We start from the raw sequence: 11,886 nt of genomic DNA, 5'->3' as shown, positions 1-11,886 counted from the left end.
CCGACGAACTCGACGGCACCACCTACACCTGGACCAAAACCAACTACGTCCACCTCGACCCCCGCACCCGCCCCGCCCACATCCTCACGCTGCGGCGGGACGGCGACGGGAGCGGCGTCCGGTCCGACGGCAGCATGCTCGGCGCGGACGGCACGGCCGTGCGGGCGTCGCGCCCCGTGTTCGGGGCCGCAACGGCGCGGGCCGGCGGGAGCTGAGCTCCCGCCGGCCCGTTCGTCCGGCCGCCGCCGTTCCGCTAGGCGGCGCGGCAGGCGGTGAACACGGAGCCGAGGCCCTCGCGGTCGATGATCTCGCGGAGCTTGGCCGGCTGCTCCAGGAGCGCCAGGCAGCCGCCTTCGGCGGCGACCCGCCAGCGGATGCCGAGCAGGATCGGCAGCGGGTCGCAGCGCAGCCCGAGCCGTGCGCTCATCCGCACGATGAGGTGCCGCAGGTCGCCCTCGACGAGCGAGGTCAGCGTCTCCCCGAGGCGCGGGACGGTGAGCTGGTCGAGCACGCCGGACAGGTGGACGACCGTGTGGTCGCCGTCCGGCGCGGCGGCCGTGGTGATGGTCAGCTCGGACGGCGCGGACGGCGCCGGGGTCAGCGCGGCGTCGGCCGGGTGCAGCGCGCGGATGGCGTCGAGGACGTCCGCGGTGTCGGCGGGTCCGGTGCGGCGGCCGGGCGGCGGCGCGGCCGTGGCCGACGCGACGTCGGGGAAGACCGGGACGAGGCGCCCCAGCCCGGTGGCGTCGAGCGCGCGCCGCACCGGTGCGGACGCGTCGGGGACCACGGCGCGCAGCTGGCAGCCGAGCAGCCGCGCCCGGGTCTCGGCCCGGGCCAGCAGGACCAGTCCGGCGGCGTCGAGGAGCACGGCGTCGCCGAAGTCGACGACGACTCCGGCGCCGCGCTCGGCCGTCCGGGACCCGGCGGCCGGAGGCCGCGCGGCGAGGGACAGGGCGCGGCTCACGCCCTCCCGGATCCCCGCGTAGTTCTGCCAGCTGATCTGCGCGGGGAGGCTCAGCACGGTGAAGCCTCGCCGGGTCTCGGTGCGCAGGCCCGGCACGATCGTGTCCTTCATGTCACATCCCGATCGGGGTTCGCGCGGCCGCGCGGGCCGGGGCGGGCGGAGCGGTCAGGTCGGTGCGCGTGCGCGGCGGCAGCGGCGGCGCGGGCGGTGTCGCGGCCACGCCCGGCGGCCGTTTCCCGGGAGCTTCGGACACGGGCGACCCGTACCCCCGCTTCCCGTCCGGGTGCGGCGGGCGCGCGCCCCGCTCGACGCCCGTGAGCCGGGACGCCGCGAGGCGCTCGATGGTCCGTTCCTCGGGCCGCACCCCGATGTGCGTGCAGCAGCACCACAGGTCGTCCACGCAACGGCGCACGCGTTCCGCCGGAATACCGGCGAATCGGGCGCGCAGCCGGGTCACGAGGTCGTCGCGCGTCGGTACGACGTCATCGCGCGTCGGTACGACCGATGGCGACTTCTCCCAGCGCTCCACTGTCCCTCCGATCGCTTTGGACGAAACATTTGTTTCCGCCCGAACTGTCGTCAGCTGCCGCGCGGCATGTGCTGAGCTTGGAAATGACCTACCCCCGGCATGCGCCAGAAAAAGCCACGAACCTAAAAACCCGGACATGACACAACCGTCGCGCGGCAAGCATTCCGGGCCGTCCGCGCCAGTGTCACGGCCGTTCCGCACCGCCTTTTTGCCGCCTTTTTCCGCGCGCCCGCCCCGGACCGGGCGCGGGCGTCCCGGAGCGCCCCGGCCGCGCGGGCGGCCCGTAGATCGGCCGCGCCGCGGATCTACCGGCCGGGGACGCTGCGGTCCTCCCGGCACGCCGTGCGGCACGGCCCCGAAACACGGGGGACGGTCACGATGCGTACGCAGATTTTTACGGATGGTTGCCGTCCGGGAACGTCGCCCGAGCGGCGCGCGGGCATTGCTGATCTAGGTATCTCCAACACAGCGGGGTGGGTCATGCACGTTCGGCCACAGATCAGCAGCGGCGGCGCGTCCGGGCGGAGCGACGCTCCCGAGCCGCCGGACCGGACGCGCCCGGACGACCCGGCCCCCGCGTCGGGCTCCGCACCGGACCCGGCCGGCGGCGCCGCCGCGGGGGCGGGGCCCGGGCCGCTCACCGGCCCCTCCACCGGTCCCGTCCCCGACACGTTCGACGAGGACGCGCCCCGCGTCCCGCACTGGTTCAAGACCGCGGTGTTCTACGAGGTGTCGGTGCGGGGGTTCGCCGACAGCGACAACGACGGCTACGGCGACCTGCGCGGCCTCATCTCCAAGCTCGACCACCTGCAGTGGCTCGGCATCGACTGCCTGTGGCTGCTGCCCATCTACCAGTCGCCCCTCAAGGACGGCGGTTACGACATCGCCGAGTACACGAAGATCCTGCCGGACTTCGGTGAGCTGGGGGACTTCGTGGAGCTCGTAGAGGAGGCGCACGCGCGCGGGATCCGGGTGGTCGCCGACCTGGTCATGAACCACACGTCCGACCAGCACCCGTGGTTCCAGGCGTCCCGCACGGACCCGGACGGCCCGTTCGGCGACTTCTACGTGTGGAACGACGACGACGAGAAGTACCCGGACGCCCGCATCATCTTCGTCGACACCGAGCAGTCGAACTGGACCTACGACCCGGTGCGCGGCCAGTACTACTGGCACCGGTTCTTCTCGCACCAGCCCGACCTGAACTACGACAACCCGGACGTCCAGGACGCGATGCTGGAGAACCTCCGCTTCTGGCTCGACCTCGGCATCGACGGCTTCCGCCTCGACGCCGTCCCCTACCTCTACGCCCGCGAGGGCACCAACTGCGAGAACCTTCCCGAGACGCACGCGTATCTCAAGCGCGTCCGGGCCGAGGTCGACCGGCTCTACCCCGACCGGGTCCTGCTCGCCGAGGCCAACCAGTGGCCCGCGGACGTCGTCGAGTACTTCGGCGACCCCGTCACCGGGGGCGACGAGTGCCATATGGCGTTCCACTTTCCCGTCATGCCGCGCATCTTCATGGCCGTCCGGCGGGAGCAGCGGTATCCGATTTCGGAGATCATGGCGCAGACCCCGAAAATCCCCGAGAACTGCCAGTGGGGCATCTTCCTGCGCAACCACGACGAGCTGACGCTCGAGATGGTCACCGACGAAGAGCGCGACTACATGTACGCCGAATACGCCAAAGACCCGCGCATGAAAGCCAACATCGGCATCCGCCGCCGGCTCGCCCCGCTCCTCGACAACGACCGCGACCAGCTCGAACTGTTCACCGCGCTCCTGCTGTCGCTGCCCGGCTCGCCCGTCCTGTACTACGGCGACGAGATCGGCATGGGCGACAACATCTGGCTCGGCGACCGCGACGCCGTCCGCACCCCGATGCAGTGGACGTCCGACCGGAACGGCGGGTTCTCCCAGTGCGATCCCGCGCAGCTCTACCTGCCGGTGATCATGGATCCGATCTACGGCTACCAGGCCGTCAACGTCGAGGCGCAGGCCGACAACCCCGGGTCGCTGCTGCACTGGACGCGCCGGATGATCGAGATCCGGCAGCGGCACCCGGTGTTCGGCGTCGGCTCGTACGTCGAGCTGTCCGCGTCGAACCCGTCCGTGCTCGCCTTCACCCGGGAGATCACCGAGGACGAGAGCCCCTGGGGCGGGATGGACACGATCCTCTGCGTCAGCAACCTGTCGCGCTTCCCGCAGCCGGTCGAGCTCGACATGCGGCGGTTCGAGGGCTACTCCCCCGTCGAGTGCATGGGCGGCGTGCAGTTCCCCGCGATCGGCGAACTGCCCTACCTGCTGACGCTGCCCGGCCACGGCTTCTACTGGTTCCAGCTCAACCCGCCGGAGAACGCGGACGCGGAGCGTGCCCGGTGACCGTGCTGCCGTCCGACGCGGTCCTCGTCCGCAGCATCGCGCGGTGGCTGCCCCGGCAGCGGTGGTTCGGCGGCAAGGACGGCCGCCGCATCGACGGGCTGTCGATCGGCTCCGCCACCGAGCTGCGGCCGGGCGACCCCGGCCTGCACCACCTCGTCCTCGACGTCACCCAGGACGGAGCCACCGACCGGTACCAGGTCCTGCTGGGCGTCCGGCGGGACCTGCCCGGGCGGCTGCGGCACGCCGAGATCGAGGTGGCCGCGGACGGGCGGGACGAGCCGAAGGCGCGGCTGTACGACGCCGCGTTCGACCCCGACCTGACCCGGACGCTGCTGGCCGACCTCGCGGACGGGGCGACGGTGGGGCCGCTGCGGTTCCACCGCGTGCCCGGCGCCCGCATCCGCACCGACCTGGCGAGCCTGCCCATCACCGGCGAGCAGAGCAACACGTCGCTGCTGTTCGGCGACGCCCACATCTGCAAGCTGTTCCGGCGGCTCAGCCGCGGCGTGAACCTCGACCTGGAGGTCAACCTCGCGCTGACCCGCGACGGCTGCGCGCACGTCCCGGCCGTCCTCGGCTGGTTCGAGCTGGCCCCCGGACGCGGCGGCGGCGCGGAGCCGGTGACGCTCGGGCTGCTGTCGGACTACCTGCACACCGGCGCGGACGGGTGGAGCCTCGCGATCGCGAGCGTCCGCGACTGGTACGCGCACACGCCCGCGCCCGGCGAGGACGAGTGGGCGGAGCTGGACGCGAGCGCCGCCGGGGGCGACTTCGCGGCGGAGGCGCAGCGGCTCGGCGCGGCGACGGCCGAGGTGCACGGGGCGCTGGCGGACGCGTTCGGGGTGGAGACGGTCGCCGCGCGCGACGTCCGGGCGATGGCGGCGCGGATGAACGGGGAGCTGACCGCCACGTGCCGCACCGTCCCCGAGCTGGCGCCGCACGCGAAGGCGCTGACCGCCGCGTTCGTGGAGCTGGCCGCGCTGGCCGACCCGCTGTCCGTCCAGCGCGTCCACGGCGACTACCACCTGGGGCAGGTGCTGCGCACCGAGTCGGGCTGGACGCTGCTCGACTTCGAGGGCGAGCCGGCCCGCTCCCAGGACGAGCGCCGCGCCCTCGCGCACCCGCTGCGGGACGTCGCGGGGATGCTGCGGTCGTTCGAGTACGCGGCGCGGTTCCTCATCGCCAAGCCCGGGACCGTGCCGCCGGAGTCCGGCCCGCGGCTGCAGACGCGCGCGCAGGCGTGGGCGGCGCGCAACCGGGCCGCGTTCTGCCGCGGGTACGCGGCCGGCGGCGGCCCGGACCCGGCGGCGCACGCGGCGCTGCTGCGCGCCTTCGAGTTCGAGAAGGCGGTGTACGAGGTGCGCTACGAGGCGCGGCACCGTCCCGCGTGGCTGCCGGTTCCGCTCGGCTCGCTCGCCCATCTGACCGTTTGATCAAAGACACCGATCATGCCCGCTAATGAGCCGCCATGATCACGCAAAATCGGCTTGCTCGCCCAATTCGCGCCCGATCAGCGGGTACCCGAACCGTCGCAGGCAAGATCAGCCGGTCGTCCGGACCGGCGGCGAACGGAAACGGAGAACCGAATGCCCATCGCACGCAGCGCCGACCGGGGAACCGGCCGGGACCGATCATGTTCCGGCCGTCCGCGCAAGAGCGGTCCGGCCCTTCGAAAACAGGGCGGCCGGGCCGCCCTCACCATGACCGCCGCCGGGCTGGCGCTCGCGCTCCCCTTCGGCGGCCTCGCGCGGGCGGAGCTGAACCGCTCCGCGCTGGAGAGCCTCAACCTGGACGCGGCCACCACCAAGAAGGTCAAGGACTACGACGCGTACCGGACGAAGGTGGAGCGGCAGGAAGACAAGGCGCGGAAGGCGGTGCGGTTCGCCAAGAAGCAGATCGGCAAGCCGTACCGGTGGGGCGCCGAGGGCCCGAGCGCCTACGACTGCTCCGGCCTGGTGATGGCCGCCTGGCGGGAGGCCGGCGTCCGGATCCCGCGGGTCACCTACGCGCAGTACCGCAAGATCGACCGCAAGGTGAAGCTGAAGAATCTGAAACCCGGCGACCTCGTTTTCTTCCGAAATCGCGGGCACGTCGGGATGTACGTCGGAGATGACCGATATCTACATGCCCCGAACTCCGGCGAACGGGTGCGGATCAACAAACTCACCAAGCGGCGGAAGAAACAGTTCGCCGGAGCGGTGAGACCCGGCGCACCGGAAAAGCGCGAATTCCCGGTGGAGATCAAGGAACTCGCCGAGAAGATCGACCGGATGAGCGAGAAGCCCGCCGGGGCGCCGCCCGATAAGACGCGGACCCCCGCCGATCCGCACTTCGCCCAGCACGCATCCCCACCCCCCGCCAAACCCCCGATCGGCTCGCCCGCCGGCGACGCGCAGCACGCGGAACCGCCCGCGCGGCCAGGAAAGCCGAACCACGCTCCGGCGAAGAACCCGCCGTCCGAGCACCACTCCGGCAAGATGGCCGCGAAGGCCGCCGGGACCTACCACTGGCCGACGCGGCCGGCCGGATTCGACTACTGGGCCGCCGTCGCGCAGTCGGCCGCACCGATGACCGCACCGGGACACCGTCCGCACTAGACGGCCCGCGCCGCCGCCGCGCGGCGCCGCCACGGACGACCACGCCGCGCTCCGTCCGAGCGCGGGCCGACCATCCGCCCGGCCCGCGCCGCCGCGCCCGCACCCGGGGCGGCCGGAGCGGCCCCGGGGTTCGGCGACGGGGCCGGCCGCACGCACCGGCCCGACCCCGTCGCCCCGCACGGGCCCGACCGCACCGCCGGGCGGGTCAGCCGGAGGCGTCGGCGAGGACCCGGCCGACGATCCGCGCGTACATGCGTCCCGGGCTGGGGGTCGACGCGGGCTCGAGGAATCCGGGGAGCATCGGGAGCGCGCCCGCGAACGGCCGAACCCGCTCGTACAGCGCCGGGGCGTCGGCGGGCCGGTTCTCGGGCTTCTTCTCCAGCAGGTCCTGGACGACGGCGTTCAGCGCGGCCGGCACGCCCGCGACGTCCGGCGGGCGTTCGCGGACGTGCTTGTCGAACACCGCGTACGCGGTGGGCCCGGCGAACAGCTGCCGTCCGGTGAGCATCTCGTGCAGCACGCAGCCCAGCGCGTACAGGTCGCTCCGCGGCCCGGCGACGCCCTGCTCGATCTGCTCGGGCGCCATGTACGCGGGCGTCCCGAGGAGCTGGCCGTGCCGGGTGAAGTGGGCGACGTCGGCCTCCCCGAGGACGGCGAGCCCGAAGTCCAGGACCTTCACGCCGCCGTCCGGGCACAGCATCAGGTTCGTCGGCTTGAGGTCGCGGTGCCGGATCGACAGCGCGTGCGCGGCGGTCAGGACGGCGGCGGCCTGCGCGATGATTGCGGCCGCCCACGGCACCGGGACGGGCCCGTGCTCGGCGATCAGGTCGGCGACCGTGACCCCGTCGATGAACTGCATCACCTGGTAGAGCCGCTGGTCGAAGGTGCCGAAGTCGTAGAGCGTCGGGGCGCCGGCGTGCTCGAGCCGGGCGAGGATGCGCGCCTCGCGGACGAAGCGGCGCTCCGGCTCGCCGTCCGAGCCGCCGGGCAGTTCGAGGAACTTCACCGCCACGCGGCGGTCGAGCCGGGTGTCGTGGCCGGCGTAGACGGCGCCCATCCCGCCGCGGCCGAGAGGGAGCTCGTCGAGCTCATACCTGTCGGCGATGAGCATGGTCCTCCCAGGGCGTCGGCCGCGCGTCGGTGCCGGGACACCGTCAGCGTCGGGGGCGCAGGTGGCCGTCCACGAGCCCGTCGAAGCTTAGCCGAACCAGCGCCTCCCCCAATGAGGACATCTCCCGCAATGTCTCCGTGAGCCGGACGAGGTCCTGGAACGCGCGCCCGTAGTCGCGCTGGCCGTCGAGGGGCAGCCGGGGCAGCCGCGCGCGACGCAGGTCCATGCGGCTCGACCCGGTCCCGGTGCGCAGGTGGGCGAAGGTGAGGAAGCCGGCCAGGAAGTGCGGGTCGAGCCGCTCGGGGTCCGGCCGGTACAGGGTGAGGTACGGCCCGAGCGCCGCGCCGGCGGCTTCGGCGGTGACGACGCGCGCCGGCCCGGCGGCGGTCGCGACGACGTCGCCGGGTTCCAGCAGCGTGAGGCCGGGGCCGTCGGCGGCGCCGCCGGACGGCGCCGTCCCGGCGGACAGGTCGCCGGCGGTGAGCACGGGCACGTCGCCGCCGGCGGGCAGCCGGGCGGGGGCGTGCCGGACGTCCACGACGCCCGCCTTCGCCAGCTCGGCGATCGTCGTGACGGGCGGCGGGCGGCGCTCCTCCAGCAGCTCGACGTCCGGCGGGGCGGGCGCGGCCGCGGTGAGCCGGTCGAGCGCATCGGTGAACCGGCGGCCGAACGCGGGGCCGCTGCGCACCGGACGGTGCCGCGCGGGGCTCACGTCGACCTCGTCGTCGAGCAGGTCCACGACGGCGACCGTGTGGTCGTCCGCGCCGTCCCGCACGTGCCGCTCCCACGCGCGCTCGGCGCGCCCGAGGTCGCCGTCGGCGTCCAGCAGCAGGATGCGCGCGGGCGGCGCGCCGCCCGGCTCGGGGCGCCGCAGCAGCCACAGGTCCGGGCCGCCGGGCGCCAGCGTCAGCACGGCGCGCAGCGCCCCGGCGCGCAGCAGGTTGCCGCGGATGCGGCGGCCGGGGCGGCGGCCCGCCACCGCGGACGGCAGCAGCACCGCGGCGAGCCCGCCCGGCCGCAGGTGCGCCAGGCAGTGCTGCGCCCAGGCGAGTTCGGGTTCGCCGCGGGGCGGCAGCCCGTACTCCCAGCGCGGGTCGCCGGTCAGCTCGTCGTGGCCCCAGGAGCGGTCGCCGTACGGCGGGTTGCACACCACCGCGTCGACGGCCGCGGCCGGGAAGGCGTCGCGGCGCAGCGAGTCGGCGACGGCGACCTCGGCGGGCGTCCCGGCGAGCGCGAGCCGGACGGCGGCGATCCGCGCGGCGGCCGGGTCGGCGTCCTGGCCGAGGACGGCGCGGGGGCCGGGGGCCGCGAGCGGCAGCGTGCCGAGCCCGCAGGCCGGGTCGAGGAGCGTGCCGTCCTCCGCGCGGACCAGCCGCGTCATCAGCCGCGCGACGTCGGCGCGGGTGACGACGAGGCGCCGCGAGTGCGCCCGCACGTACTGCTCGCAGAGGAACTCGAACGCCGCGCGGTGCCCGCGCTCGGCGGCGAGCCCGTCCAGGAGCCCGTCCAGCTCGGGGTCGGCGGGGGCGGCGTCCGGCCACGGCGCGGGCGGCGGGTCGCCGCGCGACTCCAGCAGCCGCAGGCCCGCCCAGCCGAGGAGGTCGGCGAGGCGGAAGTCGTCGCCGGACGCCCGCAGCCGCTGCCAGACCCGGTCGCCCGTCGACACCTCGAACGGCTTGCCGTTGGCGCGCAGCCAGCCCTCGACGTCGGCGAGGGAGAACAGCGGGCTGGTGGCGGTCCCGCCGACGGGCCGCGGGAAGTCGTCGTGCCGGCGCCGCCAGTTGCTCACCGTCGCGCGTCCCACGCCCGCGAGCCGGGCGATGTCGCCCGCCGTCACGCCCGGGTCCCCGCTCATCCGGCCCACTTTACTTGATCATCACGGCGGGCCCGGCCGGCCCGCGTCATGCCCGGCGGAGGCGGCCGAACCGGGCGAGCGGCCCGCCGCCGCCGGCGTCCGCCCCGCCGGGGGTCGGGCCGGGGCCCGTCCCGCCGGGGGCCGTCCCGCCGGGGGCCGTCCCGCCGGGGGCGCCGGGGCCTGTCGCGGTGGGGCCCGTCGCGGCGGTGTGAGCGGCGGGGTCCGTCGCGGCGGGGTCTGTTGCGGCGGCCGCGCCGGCGACGGCCGGGGGCGTCCCGTCGGCCGGGCCGGGGACGACGTCCGCGACGACGCACGTGATGTTGTCGGGGCCGCCCGCGCGGTTCGCGAGGTCGACGAGCCGGTCGGCTGCCCGCGCGGGCTCGTCCGTCCCGGCGAGGACGTCGCGGATCGCGGCCGCCGGCACCTGGCCGGACAGCCCGTCGGAGCACAGCAGGTAGCGGTCGCCCGGGAGCGCGTCGTGCCGGAACAGGTCGGGCGCCGCCGCGGTGCCGCTCTGCAGCGCCCGCACCAGGACGGAGCCGCGCGGATGGTCCGCCGCCTCCTCGGGCGTGAGCTGCCCGCCGTCCACCAGCGTCTGCACCATCGTGTGGTCGCGGGTGAGCTGGAACAGGTCGCCGCCGCGCAGCAGGTAGGCGCGGGAGTCGCCGATGTGGGCGACCGCGAACCGCGCGCCGTCCCACGCCAGCGCGGTGAGCGTCGTGCCCGTCCGCGCGTACCCGGGGTCGCGGCGGCCGAGCTCGTCGAGGCGGGCGGCGGCGGACGCGACGGCCGCCGCGAGGCCGTCGGCCGGGTCGCCGGGACCGGACGGGACGCCGGCGACCGCCTCGATCGCGATGCGGCTCGCGACGTCGCCGTGCGGATGCCCGCCCATCCCGTCGGCGACCGCCAGCAGCCGGGGCCCGGCGACCGCCGCGTCCTCGTTCGCCGTCCGCCGCCGTCCGAGGTCCGAGCGGACCGCGAACCGAAGTACATGGTGAGCCATGTGTGTTAGGAAAACATGCTTGAACAGACTTCACAAGCTTTTTGAATGCGCACTGACGTTGCAGCAGCTCGTGGGGCGGCGCACACCGCCGGAAGGCGATCTCTTGGGACGTCCCCGGAACTGCGGGACGCGCGAAACCGGCGCGGCGGTCGGCGAATCGGACATGCCGGATCCGCACGCGCCATGACCTTGCCATTCGCTTACCCCGTGCTGGGCATCGCCGGAGAGGGCGGGGGCATCAACGGAGCTCATGCGACTGACTACAGGGAGATGGGGAGGGGACGCGGATGTGGGACTTCGCGGGCCGTGACACCGCTATCGACCTGGGCAGCGCGACCGTGCGGATGCACGTCGAGAAGAACGGCGTGGTCTGCCGGGAGCCGTCGCTGCTCGCCCGTTCGCGGCAGACGGGCCGGATCCTGGCGCTGGGGACCCCGGCGCGGGAGATGGCGGGCCGCAACCCCGACGTCACCCTCGTGCGCCCCATCCGGGAAGGGGCGCCGACGGAGACCGACGAAGCCGAATGGCTGATGCGCCGCCTCGTGCGGCACCACCACCGCAAGCACTACATGGCGCGGCCCCGCGTGGTCGCGACCGTGCCGAGCGGGATGACCCCGGTGCACTACCGGGCCCTGCAGTTCGCCGCCTACCAGGCGGGCGCGCGGCGGCTCACGCTGGTGCCCACCCCCATCGCCGCGGCCATCGGCATGGGCATGACCTCCGCCGGACGCCCGGAGGTCGCCGTCGTCGCCAACATCGGCGCCGACCTCACCGACGTGGGCGTCATCGCGTTCGGCGGCCTGGTCACCTCGCACACCGCCGCCGTCGGCGGCGCGGCGATGGACCGGGCGATCATCCGGCTCGTCCGCCGGGAGCAGGGCGTGGCGCTGTCTACCGCCGCCGCCGAGCAGGCCAAGCTGGAGGTCGGCGCGGTGCCGCCGCTGGGCCGCCGGCCCGCCCGGCAGACCGTGGTGAGCGGCCGGGACGTCTCCAGCGGCCTGCCCCGCCAGGTCGTGCTGACCACCGCCGACGTGCAGCGCGCGATCGAGGCGCCGCTCACCCGCATCATCGAGGCGATCCGGGCCGGGCTGACCGGCTGCGGGCCCGAGGTCTCCGGCGACCTGCTGAGCGTCGGCGTCACCCTGACCGGCGGCTGCGCCCGGCTGCCCGGCCTGGACCGGCTGATCCGGGAACGGGTCGGGCTGGGCGCGCGGGTCGGCGACGAGACCGGGGACGCCGCCGTCCTCGGCGCCGCCGCCGTGCTCCGCTCGGCCGGCGGCGAGGAGCCGTCCGCCCGGGACAGCGAGCCGCGCCCGCAGGTGCTCACGACCGTCCCCGACTACATGCCCGAGTACCAGCCCGAGTACTGAACGCCGCGCCCTCCGCGGGGCCGGGACCTGACCGGCGTCCTGAGCCGGAGTCATCCGGAGGCTGACCGGGTGGCC

General features: G+C 74.8%; 10 protein-coding genes. 5 read left to right on the top strand and 5 right to left on the bottom strand.

All coding sequences use genetic code 11. From position 1 onward, the window contains the following. A partial coding sequence (locus H505_RS50745; RefSeq protein WP_026404765.1) for a hypothetical protein occupies positions 1-215 on the top strand: 215 nt, incomplete at its 5' end. A 38-nt stretch (positions 216-253) separates the two neighbouring features. Here the strand turns inward: H505_RS50745 and H505_RS0128950 are convergent. Continuing rightward, on the bottom strand, positions 254-1,075 hold the full coding sequence (locus H505_RS0128950) for an STAS domain-containing protein (protein ID WP_026404764.1): 822 nt from the start codon (positions 1,073-1,075) through the stop codon (positions 254-256). A 1-nt stretch (position 1,076) separates the two neighbouring features. Beyond that, positions 1,077-1,376, bottom strand: coding sequence for a hypothetical protein (locus tag H505_RS0128945; RefSeq protein ID WP_148108616.1), 300 nt, complete (start codon positions 1,374-1,376; stop codon positions 1,077-1,079). Between the two features lie 597 nt (positions 1,377-1,973). Here H505_RS0128945 and treS point away from each other — a divergent pair. The 3 genes from treS to H505_RS48165 all read left to right on the top strand — a co-directional run bounded on the left by treS (position 1,974) and on the right by H505_RS48165 (position 6,472). Then, complete coding sequence (gene treS, locus H505_RS45005; protein ID WP_084550946.1) at positions 1,974-3,875, top strand: maltose alpha-D-glucosyltransferase; 1,902 nt, start codon at positions 1,974-1,976, stop codon at positions 3,873-3,875. Beyond that, positions 3,872-5,308 carry a maltokinase N-terminal cap-like domain-containing protein gene (locus H505_RS0128935; RefSeq protein ID WP_245592654.1) on the top strand — a complete coding sequence of 479 codons (1,437 nt, stop codon included), beginning with the start codon at positions 3,872-3,874 and terminating at the stop codon, positions 5,306-5,308. Before treS ends, H505_RS0128935 begins: the two co-directional genes overlap by 4 nt. 153 nt (positions 5,309-5,461) lie before the next feature. Next, positions 5,462-6,472: a C40 family peptidase gene (locus tag H505_RS48165; protein ID WP_245592653.1), complete on the top strand. Its 1,011-nt coding sequence runs from the start codon at positions 5,462-5,464 to the stop codon at positions 6,470-6,472. 205 nt (positions 6,473-6,677) lie between these two features. Here H505_RS48165 and H505_RS0128925 read toward each other — a convergent pair whose 3' ends face one another. The 3 genes from H505_RS0128925 to H505_RS44995 are packed head-to-tail and all read right to left on the bottom strand — an operon-like array spanning position 6,678 to position 10,441. Beyond that, complete coding sequence (locus tag H505_RS0128925) at positions 6,678-7,583, bottom strand: serine/threonine-protein kinase (protein ID WP_026404761.1); 906 nt, start codon at positions 7,581-7,583, stop codon at positions 6,678-6,680. Positions 7,584-7,626: 43 nt separating this feature from the next. Next, positions 7,627-9,438 carry an N-6 DNA methylase gene (locus tag H505_RS0128920; RefSeq protein ID WP_026404760.1) on the bottom strand — a complete coding sequence of 604 codons (1,812 nt, stop codon included), beginning with the start codon at positions 9,436-9,438 and terminating at the stop codon, positions 7,627-7,629. 46 nt (positions 9,439-9,484) lie between these two features. Further along, positions 9,485-10,441 (bottom strand): PP2C family protein-serine/threonine phosphatase, encoded by a 957-nt coding sequence (locus H505_RS44995; RefSeq protein ID WP_064743728.1) that lies wholly within the window; start codon positions 10,439-10,441, stop codon positions 9,485-9,487. Between the two features lie 287 nt (positions 10,442-10,728). Between H505_RS44995 and H505_RS44990 the strand changes: the two genes are divergently transcribed. Beyond that, on the top strand, positions 10,729-11,811 hold the full coding sequence (locus H505_RS44990) for a rod shape-determining protein (protein WP_051301287.1): 1,083 nt from the start codon (positions 10,729-10,731) through the stop codon (positions 11,809-11,811). Positions 11,812-11,886 lie beyond the last annotated feature (75 nt).

The sequence above is a fragment of the Actinomadura rifamycini DSM 43936 genome, from assembly GCF_000425065.1.
In the GTDB taxonomy this organism is placed as follows: domain Bacteria; phylum Actinomycetota; class Actinomycetes; order Streptosporangiales; family Streptosporangiaceae; genus Spirillospora; species Spirillospora rifamycini.
The sequence above is the reverse complement of the archived record's forward strand: the minus strand, read 5'-3'. Positions and strand labels throughout refer to the sequence as shown.